Annotated in this window: 17 protein-coding genes; 4 read left to right on the top strand and 13 right to left on the bottom strand. The window is 62.5% G+C overall.

Annotated features, from left to right (window positions below; all coding sequences use genetic code 11):
• Positions 1–6: 6 nt before the first annotated feature.
• Positions 7–1,932: a potassium transporter Kup gene (locus IZ6_RS09460; protein WP_222874818.1), complete on the top strand. Its 1,926-nt coding sequence runs from the start codon at positions 7–9 to the stop codon at positions 1,930–1,932.
• Here IZ6_RS09460 and IZ6_RS09455 read toward each other — a convergent pair.
• The 8 genes from IZ6_RS09455 to panC form a co-directional block, all read right to left on the bottom strand.
• A complete protein-coding gene (locus IZ6_RS09455; protein ID WP_222874817.1) occupies positions 1,834–2,802 on the bottom strand; it encodes a DUF3253 domain-containing protein in 969 nt (322 codons plus the stop codon). The genes IZ6_RS09460 and IZ6_RS09455 overlap by 99 nt on opposite strands.
• Entirely contained in the window at positions 2,802–3,491 is a 690-nt protein-coding gene (locus IZ6_RS09450; RefSeq protein WP_225873883.1) for a DUF599 domain-containing protein, read from the bottom strand. Before IZ6_RS09450 ends, IZ6_RS09455 begins: the two co-directional genes overlap by 1 nt.
• Positions 3,488–3,925 (bottom strand): DUF1489 family protein, encoded by a 438-nt coding sequence (locus IZ6_RS09445; protein ID WP_222874816.1) that lies wholly within the window; start codon positions 3,923–3,925, stop codon positions 3,488–3,490. Before IZ6_RS09445 ends, IZ6_RS09450 begins: the two co-directional genes overlap by 4 nt.
• Positions 3,926–4,001: 76 nt before the next feature.
• Positions 4,002–4,703 carry a hypothetical protein gene (locus IZ6_RS09440; protein ID WP_222874815.1) on the bottom strand — a complete coding sequence of 234 codons (702 nt, stop codon included), beginning with the start codon at positions 4,701–4,703 and terminating at the stop codon, positions 4,002–4,004.
• Between the two features lie 26 nt (positions 4,704–4,729).
• Positions 4,730–5,374, bottom strand: a complete 645-nt coding sequence (locus IZ6_RS09435) for a glutathione S-transferase family protein (RefSeq protein ID WP_222874814.1) — start codon at positions 5,372–5,374, stop codon at positions 4,730–4,732.
• 162 nt (positions 5,375–5,536) lie between these two features.
• On the bottom strand, positions 5,537–5,791 hold the full coding sequence (locus IZ6_RS09430; protein ID WP_222874813.1) for a hypothetical protein: 255 nt from the start codon (positions 5,789–5,791) through the stop codon (positions 5,537–5,539).
• 368 nt (positions 5,792–6,159) lie between these two features.
• Positions 6,160–6,372: a hypothetical protein gene (locus IZ6_RS09425; protein WP_222874812.1), complete on the bottom strand. Its 213-nt coding sequence runs from the start codon at positions 6,370–6,372 to the stop codon at positions 6,160–6,162.
• A gap of 22 nt (positions 6,373–6,394) precedes the next feature.
• The gene (panC, locus tag IZ6_RS09420; RefSeq protein ID WP_222874811.1) at positions 6,395–7,252 is read right to left on the bottom strand and encodes a pantoate--beta-alanine ligase; all 858 of its coding nucleotides are present in this window, start codon (positions 7,250–7,252) and stop codon (positions 6,395–6,397) included.
• A 74-nt stretch (positions 7,253–7,326) separates the two neighbouring features.
• Between panC and IZ6_RS16090 the strand changes: the two genes are divergently transcribed.
• A complete protein-coding gene (locus tag IZ6_RS16090) occupies positions 7,327–7,827 on the top strand; it encodes a DnaJ domain-containing protein (RefSeq protein WP_420825544.1) in 501 nt (166 codons plus the stop codon).
• Between the two features lie 31 nt (positions 7,828–7,858).
• Here IZ6_RS16090 and IZ6_RS09410 read toward each other — a convergent pair whose 3' ends face one another.
• Positions 7,859–9,877 (bottom strand): D-alanyl-D-alanine carboxypeptidase family protein, encoded by a 2,019-nt coding sequence (locus tag IZ6_RS09410; protein WP_222874809.1) that lies wholly within the window; start codon positions 9,875–9,877, stop codon positions 7,859–7,861.
• Positions 9,878–10,176: 299 nt separating this feature from the next.
• On the opposite strand from IZ6_RS09410, the gene clpS reads away from it, so the two are divergent.
• The gene (clpS, locus tag IZ6_RS09405; protein ID WP_222874808.1) at positions 10,177–10,527 is read left to right on the top strand and encodes an ATP-dependent Clp protease adapter ClpS; all 351 of its coding nucleotides are present in this window, start codon (positions 10,177–10,179) and stop codon (positions 10,525–10,527) included.
• 8 nt (positions 10,528–10,535) lie between these two features.
• Positions 10,536–12,959, top strand: coding sequence for an ATP-dependent Clp protease ATP-binding subunit ClpA (gene clpA / locus IZ6_RS09400; RefSeq protein WP_222874807.1), 2,424 nt, complete (start codon positions 10,536–10,538; stop codon positions 12,957–12,959).
• Positions 12,960–13,130: 171 nt separating this feature from the next.
• Here the strand turns inward: clpA and IZ6_RS09395 are convergent, their stop codons facing one another.
• From IZ6_RS09395 to IZ6_RS09380, 4 genes are all read right to left on the bottom strand, one after another.
• Entirely contained in the window at positions 13,131–13,922 is a 792-nt protein-coding gene (locus IZ6_RS09395) for an SDR family NAD(P)-dependent oxidoreductase (RefSeq protein WP_222874806.1), read from the bottom strand.
• A 79-nt stretch (positions 13,923–14,001) separates the two neighbouring features.
• A complete protein-coding gene (locus IZ6_RS09390) occupies positions 14,002–14,430 on the bottom strand; it encodes an HIT family protein (protein ID WP_222877598.1) in 429 nt (142 codons plus the stop codon).
• 2 nt (positions 14,431–14,432) lie between these two features.
• The gene (locus IZ6_RS09385; RefSeq protein ID WP_222874805.1) at positions 14,433–15,620 is read right to left on the bottom strand and encodes a GNAT family N-acetyltransferase; all 1,188 of its coding nucleotides are present in this window, start codon (positions 15,618–15,620) and stop codon (positions 14,433–14,435) included.
• 62 nt (positions 15,621–15,682) lie between these two features.
• Entirely contained in the window at positions 15,683–16,429 is a 747-nt protein-coding gene (locus IZ6_RS09380) for a glycerophosphodiester phosphodiesterase family protein (protein WP_222874804.1), read from the bottom strand.
• Between the last annotated feature and the right edge of the window lie 2 nt (positions 16,430–16,431).

Below are 16,431 nucleotides of genomic sequence, written 5' to 3'. Positions count from 1 at the left end.
CCAAAAATGTCCTTCACATCGTCAGGAAATGCCGCCGTGGAAATCGCCGCGCCGGATGAGCAGCATGGCGAACGTTCGTCGCGTGCTACCTGGTGGCTCACCCTCGGCTCGCTTGGTGTCGTCTATGGCGATATCGGCACGAGCCCGCTTTACGCTCTGCGTGAATCCCTGCTGCATGCCGGCGGCGCGCCGACGCGTGTCGAAGTCATCGGCATCGTCTCGCTGCTGGTCTGGGCGCTCTTCCTTGTCGTCACGCTGAAATATGTCGCGCTCTTGCTGCGCGCCGACAACCACGGCGAGGGCGGCACGCTCTCGCTGGTCACGCTTGCGCAGAGCACGATGAAGAGCCCGAGCAATCTTGTTCTGGCGCTCGGCATTGTCGGTGCGTCGCTGTTCTACGGCGACGCCATTCTGACGCCGGCAATTTCCGTTCTGTCCGCCGTCGAAGGTCTCGAATACACGACCGATATCGACGAGAGCTGGATCGTGCCCATCGTCATGGGCATCCTCATTATCCTCTATGCGGTGCAATCCTACGGCACGGCGAAGGTCTCGGCCTTTTTCGGCCCGATCATGCTGGTGTGGTTTGCAACGCTCGCCATCCTCGGCATCGTCCATATCAATGACGCGCCCGACATCCTCAATGCGCTGAACCCGCTTTACGCGCTGAGCTTCATGACGGGCCACGGCATTTTAGGCTTCACCGTGCTCGGCTCGGTGTTCCTCGCCGTCACCGGCGCGGAAGCTCTGTATGCGGATATGGGCCATTTCGGCCGCACCGCGATCCGCCGGGCCTGGCTGTTCTTCGTTCTGCCCGGCCTTGTGGTGAACTATCTCGGCCAGGGCGCGCTTGCGCTCAGCCATCCCGATACGGTCGGCAATCTCTTCTTCTCGACCGCGCCGGAATGGGGCCGTCTGCCGCTTGTTCTCCTGGCGACCGCCGCGACGGTCATCGCCGCGCAGGCCGTCATCACGGGCGCCTATTCGCTGACGCATCAGGCAACGCAGCTCGGCATTCTGCCGCGCCTTGCGGTGTCGCATACGTCCGAGAAGGAGCGCGGTCAGATTTATATGCCCAAGGTCAACTGGCTGATGCTGGCCGGCGCGCTGTTCCTCGTCGTGATTTTCGAAACCTCGTCCAATCTCGCCGCGGCGTACGGCATCGCCGTTGTCGGTACGATGATCGTCTCGACCATGCTGGCCGTTCCTGTCATCGCGCGGCTGTGGGGCTGGGGCTGGATTGCGGCGGTTGCGGTGGCGCTGCCCTTCTTCCTGCTCGACTCGGCCTTCCTCACGGCAAATCTTCTGAAGCTTGCCGACGGCGGCTGGATTCCCCTGGCGCTCGGCTTTCTGATCGTCATCGGCATGTGGACCTGGGTGCGCGGCACGCGCATCGTCGCCGAAAAAGTGCGCCGCGAAAGCGTGCCGCTGTCGAACGTCGTAGGCTCGATGGCCAAGAGCAAGAGCATTGTCCGCGTTACCGGCACGGCGGTGTTCCTGACCTCCGACACCGAAGTCGCGCCGGCGGCGATGATGCACAATCTCAAGCACAACAAAGTGCTGCATGAGCAGAACGTCCTGCTCACTGTCGTCACCGAGCCGCGTCCCTACGTCCCGCGCGAAAACCGCTCGTCCTATGAGAAAATCTCGGACGACTTCTCCCGCGTCGTCCTGCGCTACGGCTATATGGAGTCGCCGCACATTCCGCGCGCGCTCGACCGCTGCAAGCAGGACGGTCTGAGCTTCGAGATCATGTCGACCTCGTTCTTCATCGGCCGTCGCACGTTCAAGATTTCGCCGGAGGGCGGCGCCATGCCCAACTGGCAGGATCGTCTATTTATCCTCCTCACCCGGCAGGCCGACGATGTCATCACCTATTTCCGCATTCCTGCGGGACGGGTGATTGAGCTGGGCAGTCAGATAACGCTCTAGCTCGGAGGCGATGTCGTCGAGCGTCGCAGACCGCGGCGCGCGTCCGGCATCCTCATCCTCATAGCCGTCCTCGTCTTCGTCGAAGCTCAGCGCACGCGGGAGCGGCGGCAAAGACGAGTCGGGATCTTCTTCCGCCTCTTCCGTGCGCGTTCCGGCTTCGCCCAGAAAGTCTTCGTCGAAGGCTGCGGCGTCGAATTCGAAATTCGTGACGGGCGTGCCTTCCTCGATCGCAGGCGCCGGCGCGGACGATACCGCCATGGCCGCTGCGATCTTGTCTTCGAGCGACATATCGTCCGGTTCGTATTCGGGTTCCTCCGGCTCTGGCTCGGGGAGCGGCAGAGGCGCGGGCGGCGGCGTAAGCTTGACGGCCGGCGGGGGTGCGGCCGGCTGAGGCGGCGAAGCCGGCTGAGGCTTGTTGACGGTGATCGTGAAGCGCGGCTGCGTGCGCGCCGGTGCGGCTTCGGCGGAGGGTGCAGGTGCGGGCGCTGCTCGTGGAACCGGTGGCGGTGCGGGCGGAGGCGGCGGCGTGTAGGGACGCGGCGCGGGCGTATAATCGCGGGCGGGCGCAATCGGCTGCCGCGGCGGAGCGTAAGCGGGTTGAGTTTGACGCGGCGTGAAGTAATCGCTGCCGCCGATGCGGTAGATGCCGCGGAAATGTTCGGGATCTGCGACTTCGCCCTTCAGAAGAATAACGACACGCCCGTCGAGCGCGAGCCGGACCGCGGCGCCGCGGATCGCTTTGAGCAGCGGCTCCCATTGGCCGCCGGTCTCCTGCGCCGCCTCGCGCGCGGCTTCCGCCGGGCTGAAAGTTTCACCGGGCAGGGTCCGTTTGGCGACCCGCAGAATGGCGTCTTCGAACGCGTCGGCCATCAGGCCTGCGTCCAGGTCGCGGCGAGAACGCTGTCGGACGAGAACTGGCGGCGCCACAGAACGATCGCGACAAGGATGGTCGTCAGCATCAGCGCCGCCGGGCCGCCGAACCAGCCGAGATAAGCGAGCGCGAAGAAATAGGCGCGGAGACCGCGGTTGAAATGGCGGGCGGCCGAAATGTTCATCAGCGCCGAGCGCTGCACCGACTCCTCGACTTCCGCCGCGTCCGGGTGACCGGCCGGCGGCATCGCGCCCATGAGGATCGCGACATAGTTGAAGAGGCGATACGACCAGACGAACTTAAAAAACGAATAGGCGAAGATCACCGCGAGTCCGAGCACTTTCAGCTCGAACATTTCGCGCGTTGCCGGCGTCGAGAAAGGCAGAGCGCCGAACACATCGAGCGCCGCATCGGCAAAGCCGAGCGCCGAGAGAGCGCCGCCGATGGCAAGGAACGCGGAGGAGGCGAAGAAGGCGGTGCCGTTCTGCAGGCCGGTCATCAGCTGGCCGTCGAAGACGCGGTTGTCGCGCGCGGCGACGCGGCGCATCCAGGTGACGCGCACATCGTGCATCAGCGCGTTGAGGCTCTCATGCCCCTTCGTCGAACGCTCGACATAAAGGTAGTAGATCAGCCAGGCCGCGCCGAAGATCGCCAGCGCGACGCCGTCCATGACGGTGAAACCGCTCACAGCAATCCCAGCTCCTTCAACTCGGTCACAAGATGCGGCGGCAAGCCGGTTGCGGCCGTCGCCCGGTCCATATCACCCGGGGCCTCGTCTTCCTTCAAGTAGCGCCAGCCCTGAAAAGCCCGGCGCGGCCGCGGCTCTGTGCGGATCAGTTTCGGTCTAAGCACGATCTGACAGCGTGAAATGCCGTCTTTGCCGATGACGGGCCGCAGCTCGATGATGTCCTGGCGGGCGCACATCACGCCCTTGATCACCCAGTAAAGCGAGCCGCCGTCGAGGATTTCCTCGCCGCGGCTCGGCATCATGCGGGTCGTGTGGGTCTGTTCGGGCTTTTTGACGCCGCGCTTCTTCTGGGAGGCGAGCTGTTCCTTGATCCATTCGGAAAGGTCTTCAAAGCTTTCGGCGCCGACGCAGAGCTTTTGCAGATGAAGTGTCATGGGTTCTTTCCTGCCCCTCATAGGGGCAGGGGGCAACCCTGCCTGTGGAAAGGCGGCTTGGCGCTGTGGGGCCTAGTTAGCCAGCCCCCATGAGTTGCCAGAGAGTTCTCATATCCATCGGCGGCTTGTTCTTTGGGATGTGCTGTATCGATATGATCGTGGCCTTTTCCAAAACTACGAAGTCTTGGACATCGCCCCTTACACAAATCAAGCCATAAGAGCCCATGTGTGGAACCTTACATTCCAGATTTTCGTGGGATGTACGCACCATATACTGCGGCGGCAAAGATACGATTTTAAATGTCTGGACCGCCCCGTACAGGAAAAGACAGACGCCCCCGATTATTGGTATGCCTACATGAAATATTTTCACACGTATCACGCAGTTCCTGACCAAAGCTGCGAAGATGAAGGTGGTTAGTAAGAAAAAAGCAGCGATAAAATATACTGCCGGGATAAAGTATACAGCGGCCAAGCTCATGAGACTGAGCCAGAGAACATCGTATCCGAAGCGAAAAGTCAGCGCGTTTTTTAGTTTGGGGCCGCTTGTCGGCTCCTCCGTCAATCCAATGGATTGATAGTATGCCATGTACATATATGCCACGATTACTGGCATCGCGACGATAGTGGCCTTGATGTAGTCGGACGGTCCTAGCAAGGAGACGAGGGATGCGTCAAAAATAGCAAGAGCGCCCATGTTGTAGACAACCGAAACGACGAGCGCCGCCAATGTCAGGATTGGGGCTATACCGCTCAGTCGCGTCAACTTTTCGAGCATCTATCTAGTCAAGCTTTCTCGAGTAGTCAGTATTCGTACTGCGGCAGGGTCCAGGGCTCGGCTTCGGCCGCGGCATACCATTCCTTCATTCCGGGCGTTGCCAGAACGGTCTCGCAATAGGCCTGGGACGGCGCGCTCAGCTTCACATCATATGTTTTGAAACGCGTGACGACGGGCGCATACATCGCATCCGCCGCCGTCCATTCGCCGAACAGGAACGGCCCGTTCTTGCCGTATTGCGCACGCGTCTCGGCGAAGATGGTGTCGATGCGCTGGATGTTGTCGCGCACTTCGTCGTTCAGTTCAAAGCCGGGGTAATGACGGCGCAGATTCATCGTGCAGAGCTTGCGCAGCGGCACAAAGCCCGAATGCATTTCCGCCGAGATCGAGCGCGCCACAGCGCGCGCTTTCGGATCGGCCGGCCAGAGCTTCGGATGCTTTTCGGCGACATATTCGAGGATTGCCAGCGAGTCCCAAACCGTCAGATCGCCATCCTTCAGGATCGGCACTTTGCCGGCGGGCGAATATCTGCGGATCGCCTCCTCGGACCCGTCCATATAGATCGGGATGACCTTTTCCTCGAACGGGATGCCGGCCTGCTTCAGCGCGATCCAGGGGCGCAGTGACCAGGAGGAATAGGCCTTGTTGCCGAGAATGAGGGTGAAGGACATTGCGGTTCCTTGGACGTTCAACCGCCGCGACAGTGACGGGTCCTTTCGCGCGTGAAAAGCCGTCTTTTGTAATTAAGACGACTGACCGCCGAGTGTGGGCACGCAAATAGCGTCTTGCTGTCTGTAGCAGCCACCCCAGGGGTGGGGTGGCTGCGTTTCACATCACTTCGCGGACTGACAATCCGCCTTTCCGTTGGCGCCATAACTGCAGCCCCAGGGAGCTGGTTTGGTGTCCCTTGAAGAATTGACGTTGGCGCCGTTTGACGGCACCGAAGACCGGCCCTGCTGGTTGAGGGTGCCGATCGCATTCGTTCCTTGATAGATCGTTGTCCCGATCTGATTGTCTTCATTGGCATTGGCGGTTCCGGCCATCAGACCGCCTACGAAAAGTCCCATCAAAACGCGAGAAATGTTCATTGTCGCCTCCTGGCGATAAGAGACAAAACGAAGTCACGCGAGCTCATTCCGCGTGGCTTTACTCCGCGGGCTCGATTTCATCCGAGCAGCCGACCGCATGCTCCGGCGAGCCGTTGAGACCCGGCGGACCAAAAGCGTCAGCTCTTTCTCTTGATTGCTAGCGTTGTGCTTCGAATCTTAAAGCAGCGCGCCAGCCCATTTTCTGGGGATGCATTCCAATGCATACGTCCCGAACTTCGGGACAGCCGCGAATGCGACGGCAACTGGAAAAGCCTTCATATTTGACCTCCCATTGCTGTTTCAGCGCGGCAAACCTAGCTTTCGCGCTTGTATGGTCAATCTGTGCCTTAGTGCGTTCGTCGGGATGCTCACCCCGTATAGGGCGGCCGCAGCTTCTCGAAGACCTGAAAGCCCATGCCGAGCTGCAGGGCGCATTGGTAGTCGAGTGCGAGTTCCTGAACGCGCGCCTGCTGTTTGGCGCGCGGGCCGGGCATATAGCGGTCAAGCCACTCGTCCGGAACCGTCAATTTCATGCCGTATCCCATCAGGCACAGGATTTTGGCGATCTCTTCCCCGTTCAACGCAGTCTCCGTTTTTCTTTGTTCAGTCCTCGCCGTGCGGCACGGCGACATTGTCGATCAGCCGCGTGCCGCCGATGCGCGCGGCGACGAGAAGGCGGATCGGGCCGTGATGGCCATCGGTTGCGGGCGCAAGCGTTTCGGCATGGCGCGCCTCGACATAATCGACCGTGAAACCGGCTTTCTCGATCTCATGTTTCGCCGATGTCATGACCGCGCTGACCGGCGCGCCGCGCGAGATAAGGACGGCGCTTTCCGTCAATACGCGGTGCAGCGCCGGGGCTTTCTTGCGGTCCTCCAGCGAGAGATAGCGGTTGCGCGAGGAGAGGGCGAGGCCGTCCTCTTCGCGCACGGTCGGGCCGGGAATGATCGGAATGTCGAATTTCGGCGCAACGAAAGTCTTGATGACCTGAAGCTGCTGCCAGTCCTTTTCGCCGAAGATCGCAACATCCGGACGCACATGATCGAAGAGGCGCGTGACGACGGTCGCAACGCCGCCGAAGAAATGCGGCCGCGCATTGCTTTCGAGCCCGGAGGCAGGGCCGCCTTCGGGCACGACATCCTGCTTCACGCCTTCCGGATAGATTTCCTCGACCGAGGGGGCGTAGACGAGATCGACCTTGGCCCCCGAAAGCTCCACCGCGTCCTGGCCGAGGACGCGCGGATAGCGGTCGAAATCCTCATGCGGGGCAAACTGCGTCGGATTGACGAAAATGGTGACGACGACGCGCTCGGCATGTTTGGCGGCAAGGCGCACCAGCGCGATATGGCCGGCATGGAGCGCGCCCATGGTCGGGACAAGGGCGATGCGCTCGCCTTTGCTGCGGAAGCCTGCGAGCGCCTGGTCGAGCTCGGTGCGGGTGTGAACGACATGAGGAAACATGGTGGCTGGATAGCAAGGCGCGTCGTCCGGGCCAAGGCTCGCTTTGAATGCAGTCCGGTGCCATAAGGGGCGCCGTGTTTGCGCTTGCCCTCGGCGTTATCGCCCTTCTGGTTTTTCTTTATCTGACCCGCGTTTATGTCGCGGCTGATCCGGTGCGCATGGCGCAGCGGATGCGGCTGTCTTTCGGCCTCGGCGGGGTTATCGCCGGGGTCGCGCTGTTCGTGGCCGGGCGCGGCGGGTTTGGCCTGCCGCTGCTCGTGGTCGGGATCGGTCTGTTGATGACCTGGTTCCGCCGCGGTTCAGTCGAAGGAGACGAGAACCGCGGGCCGTCCGCTCGGGGCGAAGACCTGAAGGGCGATCCGGGTCCTCGGAGCCATCACCCGGCGCGCCAGAGCGCGATGACCGAGGAGGAGGCGTACAAGGTCCTGGGGCTTGATCCGGGGGCCGGTGCGGACGAAGTCCGGCGTGCGCATCGCGCGCTGATGCAGAAGCTGCATCCCGACAGAGGCGGTTCCGACTGGCTGGCCAGCCGGATTAATCAGGCTAAGGACGTTCTGATCAGAAAGTCCCGATGATGTCTCTACGCTCGAATACATTACGCAGCCCTCAGTTCTTGAGAGTGAAACACGACATGCTTGCGCGTTTGACCGCTTTGCAGGCCTGAACGGCGGACTGCTCGTTCAGACCGGCAAATCGCGCACGGTACAAAGTGACCCCGTCCTTCTGGACAGGTTCGGTATAGGGTTCGGCTTTGCGGTCGGCGGATTTCACCGCACCAACGGCACGCTCGAGAAGCTGTTCCGCCTGTAAACGATCGGGTGATGCGGCGATCTGGATCATCCAGCCCGGACGCGGCGGAGCGGAGGAGATTGCAGGCTGAGGCATCGGCGCGGCCGCGATTTGCGGCGCGGGCGCTGGAGCCATGGCCGCCGGACGCGATACGACCGGATGGGCGGGCGCATAGGTCTGAACCGGCGCGGCCTGTTGAGCCGGAGCCGGCGCTGCGAGCGGCGCGGGATAAAGGCTCGCTTCGACCGGCGGGCGGATCGCCAGGGTCTTCACCGAGCGTACCGGGATTTCGTTTTCGGCCATCTGCACGGGCTCGGGTTCGGCGACAGGCGCGGGAGCGATGACCGGAGCTGACGCGATAACGGGCGATGCTGCGATCGGCGCGGGTGCTGCCACGGGTGCGGAAGCTGCCGGGGCCGCGGACGCCACGGCGACGGGCGCTGCCGTTTGCGGACGCGGTGTCGTGCCCGGTGTCGTGCCGGCATAGGCATTGGCGGCCACGGGCTGCGCGCCGGTTTTCCAGCCGAGAGCAGAGGCAGACGGCGTTGTCGTCGTCACCATGGCATTGGCGTTTGCGATGCGCTGGGCAATGGCGTCGGGGGTCATGGTCGGGCTGCGCGGCGCATCGGCCGCAATCTGCGGCGCGGCGGTGCGGCCATCGATCTGAGCGAGGCGGACGCTCTGCGGCGCCGGATCTTCAACCGGCTCTTTCGGCGCGGAGGCGGCGAACGCCGCCATCACCGGCTGCGGCAATGTCGGTACAGCGGCGGTGAGCGGACGCGGCGCGGGCATCGGCACGCTGGCCATCGTCGCCGGAGCAAAGGCGGGCGCGGCCGAGGGCGCGCTGGCGCGGGCGGTGGCGAGCACCGGCATGGGTTCGGCCGGCATCGGCGCTTCGGCGATCCTAGGCGCGGTGCGCGGACCGGCGGAGGCGATGGCGATATTGGTCTGGATCAGATCGCGCATATGCGCATCGCGCGAACTGGAGCTTCTGCCGCCGAGCACGACGGCGACGACCTGGCGGCCATTCTGCTGCGCCGAGGTGAGAAGGTTGAAGCCCGAAGCGCGGACATAGCCGGTCTTGATGCCGTCGACGCCCTTCACGCTGCCGAGCAGCTTGTTGTGGTTCGAATAGACCTGGCCGCGCCAGGCAAAGCTCTTGGTGGCGAAGTAGCCGTAATAGTTCGGGTGATTGTCCTGGATGGCGCGGCCGAGGATCACAAGATCGCGCGCGCTCGTCACCTGTTCGGGGTTCGGCAGGCCGGACGCGTTGCGATACATGGTCGAGGTCATGCCGAGTGCGCGCGCCTTGCGCGTCATGCGCTGGGCGAAGGCGGCTTCGGAGCCTGCGATGTTTTCGGCAATGGTGACGGCGACGTCATTGGCGCTCTTTGTGACCAGCGCCTTGATCGCGTCTTCGACCATGATCGTATCGCCCGCCCGGAGGCCGAGCTTGGACGGCGCCTGGCGGGCCGCCTCGGCGGAGGCCGTCAGCTGGGTTTTGAGGGTGAGGGCGCCACGGTCGAGTTCGTCGAACAGCAGATAAAGCGTCATCACTTTGGTCAGTGAGGCGGGGTGACGCGTCTCGTCGGCGCTGTCCGAAAACAGAACCTTTCCAGTCTTGGCATCGACCACAAGGGCAGCATAGGGGGGCGAATAGCCGGGCGCCTTGGGCTTCTGGGGAGCTTTCTTGGCCGTGCGCTTGGCCGAGGCTTCCTTGCGCGGCTTCTTGCCGGCGGCATCGGCGGGCACCGCCGACGCCACAAGCATGCCGGCGCAAGCGCAGGCGAGCAGTTTCAGGAAAATCGAGGCGCGGAAAGAGGTTACGGAACGCATACCAGTCGCAATCCCCATCGGCCGGCCTTCCTGGCCGGCGCGTAAACTGACCACGGCCGCCTGCAGGACGGCACGAGTAGGTAGAGAATGCGGCTCTTGCGGTTACGGACGGGTTAAACCACCTAAGTCAAACCGCGTTCAGAATCCCGGTGCGGGACGGGGACGGGTCGAAGCCCGATCTTTGTGCTTTCCAGGTGTTTTACGCGCCATGCCAAAAGCTTGCCGCTTTTGGCATCTGGTCTATGGCGGCAAGCCCCATTAGATTCAGGGTCGAATCTGGGAGTGCGATTAGGGCTGATATGAGTGACAAACGGCCGACCAAGATGGCGGCGCCCCGCGATGGCGGTGGTGACGGCTCCGGCACGGCGGTTGTCACCCGGCCCAAGGCCAAGACCAAAAAGCCGAGCCTTTATCGCGTCCTGCTGCTGAACGACGATTACACGCCCATGGAGTTCGTCATCCATGTGCTTGAGCGTTTCTTCAACAAAAACCGGGAAGATGCGACACGCGTGATGCTTCACGTCCACCACAACGGTGTGGGGGAGTGCGGCATTTTCACCTACGAGGTGGCCGAGACGAAGGTCACTCAAGTCATGGATTTTGCAAGGAGACATCAGCACCCTTTGCAATGCGTCATGGAAAAGAAATGAGGTTCTAGTTGCCCACCTTTTCGCACAGCCTGGAACAATCGCTCCATCGCGCGCTGGCGCTCGCCAATGAACGCAGCCACGAATACGCCACCCTCGAACATCTTCTGCTGTCCCTGATCGATGATCAGGACGCGGTCGCGGTGATGCGCGCCTGCAATGTCGATATCGACCAGCTGAAACGCAACCTGTCGGAATATGTCGACGCCGAGCTCGACAATCTGATCACCGACGGCACCGAAGATTCAAAACCGACCGCCGGTTTCCAGCGCGTCATCCAGCGCGCGGTCATCCATGTGCAGTCGTCCGGCCGCGAGGAAGTGACGGGCGCCAATGTGCTCGTCGCCATCTTCGCCGAGCGCGAAAGCCACGCCGCCTATTTCCTGCAGGAGCAGGACATGACGCGCTACGACGCGGTGAACTATATCAGCCACGGCATCGCCAAGCGCCCCGGCGCCTCCGATGCGCGTCCGGCGCGCGGCACCGACGATGAACCGCAGAGCGAAGAGAGCGGCAATTCGAAGAAGAAGGCCGATGCGCTCGACGCCTATACGGTCAACCTCAACAAGAAGGCGCGCGACGGCAAGATCGATCCTCTGATCGGCCGCGACACCGAAATCCAGCGCACCATCCAGATCCTGTGCCGCCGCCAGAAGAACAATCCGCTCTTCGTCGGCGATCCGGGCGTCGGCAAGACCGCGATCGCGGAGGGCCTGGCCCGCCGTATCGTGCGCGGCGAAGTGCCGGACGTTCTGGAAGATGCGACGGTCTTCTCGCTCGATATGGGCGCGCTCTTGGCCGGCACGCGCTATCGCGGCGATTTCGAAGAACGCCTGAAGCAGGTGGTGAAGGAGCTGGAAAATACCCCCGGCGCCATTCTCTTCATCGACGAGATCCACACCGTCATCGGTGCGGGCGCGACCTCGGGCGGCGCCATGGATGCGTCGAACCTGCTGAAGCCGGCTTTGGCTTCCGGCAATCTGAAATGCATCGGCTCGACGACGTACAAGGAATACCGCCAGTATTTCGAAAAGGACCGCGCGCTGGTGCGCCGCTTCCAGAAGATCGACGTGCCGGAGCCGACCGTTCCGGACGCCATCGAGATCCTCAAAGGTCTGAAGCCCTATTACGAGAGCTTCCATCGGGTGCGCTACACGAACGAGGCCATCAAGGCCGCGGTCGAGCTTGCGGCCAAATACATCCATGACCGCAAACTGCCGGACAAGGCCATCGACGTCATCGACGAGACGGGCGCTTCGCAGATGCTTCTGCCGGAGAACAAGCGCAAGAAGACCATCGGTCTGAAGGAAATCGAGGCGGCGGTCGCGTCCATCGCGCGCATTCCGCCCAAAACCGTCTCGAAGGACGATGCCGAGGTTCTGCGCAATCTGACGGAAAACCTGAAGCGCGTCGTGTACGGACAGGAAAAGGCGATCGATGCGCTGTCCTCCGCGATCAAGCTCGCCCGTGCGGGCCTGCGCGATGCGGAAAAGCCCATCGGTTCGTATCTGTTCTCGGGTCCCACCGGCGTCGGCAAAACCGAAGTCGCAAAGCAGCTCGCCTCCATTCTCGGCGTCGAGATGCTGCGCTTCGACATGTCGGAATATATGGAACGCCACACCGTCTCGCGGCTCATCGGCGCGCCTCCCGGCTATGTCGGCTTCGATCAGGGCGGGCTTCTGACCGACGGCGTCGACCAGCATCCGCATTGCGTGCTTCTGCTCGACGAAATCGAGAAGGCGCATCCGGACCTGTTCAACATCCTGTTGCAGGTCATGGATCACGGCAAGCTGACCGACCATAACGGCAAGACGGTCGATTTCCGCAACGTCATCCTGATCATGACGACGAATGCGGGCGCCTCCGACATGGCGCGCGCACCGATCGGCTTCGGCCGCGCCAAGCGCGAGGGCGAGGATACGGAAGCGCTGAACCGGCTGTTTGCGCCGGAGTTCCGCAACCGCATCGACGCCATCGTGTCCTTCGCGGGTCTTCCTGCGGAAGTCGTGCAGCAGGTCGTCGACAAGTTCGTGCTTCAGCTCGAGGCGCAGCTTGCCGATCGCGGCGTCACGATCGAACTTTCCGACGAGGCCCGCGCCTGGCTCGCCGAGAAGGGTTACGATCCGCTGATGGGCGCGCGGCCTCTGGCCCGCCTCATCCAGGAAGTCATCAAGAAGCCGCTGGCGGAAGAAGTTCTGTTCGGCAAGCTGAAGGATGGCGGCGCGGTGAAGGTGATCCTCGAGGGCACCGGCAAGGACGCCAAGATGGGCTTCGAATTCCCCGAAGGCCGCATCACGCCGAAGGCCGAGAAGGTCGTGCGCGAGCCGAAAGCCGAAAAGCCCAAAGCCGCAAAGCCGAAGGCGAAAACCGTGAAGGCGAAGGCCAAGCCGGTGAAAAAGCCGCCGGCGAAAACCAAGGCCCTCGCGCCGAAGTAATCTTCGTCCCTACGCATTGAAAAAGCCGCCCGGAAGGGCGGCTTTTTTGTTTGCGGCACAGACCTCATGGTGAGGAGCGATGCACAGCATCGCGTCTCGAACCATGGGCGAACAAATCAGAGCTTGCGATTCATCCTTCGAGACGGCGCTTTGCGCCTCCTCAGGATGAGGTCAAGCAATCGTCGACACCAGCCCGCCTTCAACCCGAAGCGCGGCGCCGTTCGTTGCCGCGGAGAGGGGGCTGGCCACGTAAGCGACGAGGCTTGCGATCTCGTCCGGCTCGATCATCCGCTGCAGCAGAGATGAGGTGCGCGCCGTCTCGAAGAACTGTTTTTCAAGTGCGGCCAGAGGCGCGTCCGGCGTGCTCGACTGGCTCCGGAGAAAAGCCTCGACGCCTTCGGAGCGCGTCGGGCCTGGCAGCACGGAATTGACCGTCACCTTCGTGCCCTTGGTGAGTTCGGCGAGGCCGCGCGCAATCGTCAGCTGCGCGGTCTTGGTCATGCCGTAATGGATCATGTCCTTTGGGATCGACAGACCGGACTCGCTGGAGATGAAGATGATCCGGCCCCAATCCTTCTTCAGCATTTGCGGGAAGTAGGCCCGCGCCAGACGCACGCCGCTCAGGACGTTCACATCGAAGAATTTCAGCCAGTCGGCATCGCTGATCTCGGTGAAGGGCTTGCTCTCATAGATGCCGAGATTGTTGACGAGGATATCGACCTCTTTTGCGGCGGCGATGGTCTTTGCTGCGCCGTCCGCCGTCGTGATATCGGCGACAATGCCGGTGACGTCCTTGCCGCCGCTGGCCTTGATGCCAGCGACCGCAGCCTCGACCTTGTCCTTGCTGCGGCCGGACACAATGGTCTTTGCGCCTTCGACGGCAAGCTTGCGCGCAATTTCGAGGCCGATGCCGCCGGTCGAGCCGGTGACGAGAGCTGTTTTGCCGGTGAGGTGAAGATCCATAAAAAGCTCCTGAAGCCTGTGCGGTCGTTTGGGTGCTCAGGAGATAGGGAGGTGCGGGTTCGAAAAGAACCCCGGGACCTTACTTCCCGAGCGACGCCTTGATCTTCTCGGCATTGGCGGTCAGCACTTCCGGCTTTTCGAATTCGCCGGTGTGCGGGCGCAGCGGCTGGCCTTCATAGCGCGGGACGATATGGAAGTGCAGGTGGAACACGACCTGGCCGCCGGCTTCCTCGTTGAACTGCTGGATGGTGAGGCCGTCCGCCTTCATGGCCTTCTTCACCGCCTTGGCGACCGTCTGTACGACACCGACCACATAGCCGAGCTCTTCCGGCTCGGCGTCGAGAAGATTGCGCGCCGGCTTTTTCGGAATGACGAGCACATGGCCGTTCGAGCGCGGCATCACATCCATGAACGCGAGCGTGCGGTCGTCTTCGTAGACTTTGTGCGAGGGCAGTTCACCGTCGAGGATTTTGGCGAAAACATTGTTCGGATCGTACGAGGTGGCCATCGTCACTCCTGTTCTTCCGTTTCTTGGCGGAAGGGGGCTTCCGCATCGAGTTCCTCGCGGGCGTGCAGGATCTGCAGCCGCTCGCGTTTCAAATAATCCTCGGCGGCGCGCTGCAGCCCGGGATGGGCGAAAGCGTGTGCCGAATAGGTCAGCGCCGGGCGGTAGCCGCGCGCCAGTTTGTGTCCGCCCTGCGCCCCGGCTTCCACCCGTTTCAATCCGCGTTCGAGCGCGAAGTCGACGGCCTGGTAATAGCAGGTTTCGAAATGCAGGAAGGGGTGCTCTTCAATACACCCCCAGTAGCGTCCGAACAAAGTATCGCCCCCAATGAAGTTCAGGGCGCCGGCCACGGGGTGCCCCCCGCGCATGGCGAAAATGAGGAGAATACGGTCGGCCATGGCGGCCCCGACCCGCGAGAAGAATTCACGGGTCAGATATGGGGTACCCCATTTGCGCGAGCCGGTGTCCTGATAGAACTGCCAGAAGGCGTCCCAATGCGCCTCCTTGATGTCCTTCCCGGTGATCCATTTCATCTCGATGCCGTCGCCCAAGGCCTCGCGCCGCTCGCGTTTCAGCGCCTTGCGCTTGCGCGAGGTGAGGGAGCCGAGGAAGTCGTCAAAACTCTTCCAGCCGCACTCGTTCTCCCAATGATACTGGATGTCCGTACGCGGCAGGAAGCCGAGCTTTGCGGTCAGGAACTCCTGTTCCTCCTTCGTCATGAAGGTCACATGGGCGGATGACGCTTCGAGCTGGCCGACAAGGCCGAGCAGGCCTTGGGCGAGGGCAAGCCGCGCGCGTTCGGCCTCAGGGCCGGGCCGCATCAGGAAACGGCGGCCCGTCGCCGGCGTGAACGGCACCGAGACCTGCACTTTCGGATAATAATCGAGCCCGGCGCGCTCGAGCGCATCGGCAAAGGCATGGTCGAAAACATATTCGCCCTGCGAATGCGATTTCACATAAGCGGGCATGACGCCGAGCAGGAGGCCGTCTTCGTTCTCGACGGCAAGATGGGCCGGCGCCCAGCCCGTCTCCATCGTCGCCGAATGGGACTCTTCGAGCGCGAGAAGGAATTCGTGAGAGACGAAGGGATTGTAGGGGGGCAGCGCCGCGTCTTTCGTCGCGCCGGTCGGATACTCCTCCGGATTGGCGCAGGCATTCCACGCCATCGGCTCGATCGCCGTCAGCGACGGCATCAGATTGACCCGCAGCTTCGCCTCGACCGCATCACGCGCGGATTTGGGTGTCGGGCGTTTCGTCAGGGCAGGAAGCCTTCGAAGATCATCTGGTCGGCGTGAAGCCCGGCCCGCGCCTGGTCGAATTCGGTGCGCACGGTCCAGGTCATTACCGGCGCCCCGGTGATACGGTGCGCCAGCCGCACACTGACCATTTCGAGATCGCGCACCGCCCAGGAAATGAAATGCGGACGCGTTTTCGGCCAATGCAGGAGATGGCGAAGGTAAAAGCGCTTCAGCGCCGTGAGGCCTTCCTCGCCGTCGGCCGGATACGCATAACCGATAATGCCGCGCGGAACCTCGGGTGCTGCTTTGCCGAAGGCCGCGACGATTTCCGGATCGAAGCTTTTGGCGGCGGCTGGATAAGGATAGACGGACAGAAGCCGCGCCGTGCGTTCCGCCAGCCGCATATCGTGATCCCACAGCGTCTTTATTTCGATGATGGCCGCGGCGCGCCCGCGAACTTCGAGCAGGAGTTCGCCGAGCGTCCAGATGCGGTCGCCGAAAGCGCTGTCCTTCAGCGCGATCTCCTTCAGCTCGGCGGCGGTGCGCGCCTTGACCGGGCCGGTCTCTCCGGTCAGCCGGTCCAGCTTCTCGTCATGGAAGACCATGGCTTCGCCGTCGGCGCTCATCTGCACATCGACTTCGAAACCGTAACCCGCCTCGACTGCGCGCAGCACCGCTGTGCGCGAGTTTTCGATGATCCCGGCATTCGCCTCATGCAGACCGCGATGGGCGATCGGCCGCTCGAACAGCAGGTCGAGATTCATGA

Source organism: Terrihabitans soli (genome assembly GCF_014191545.1).
GTDB classification, from domain to species: Bacteria; Pseudomonadota; Alphaproteobacteria; order Rhizobiales; family Methylopilaceae; genus Flaviflagellibacter; species Flaviflagellibacter soli.
Note: the sequence above shows the minus strand (reverse complement) of the source record. Positions and strands in the feature narration are given on the sequence as shown.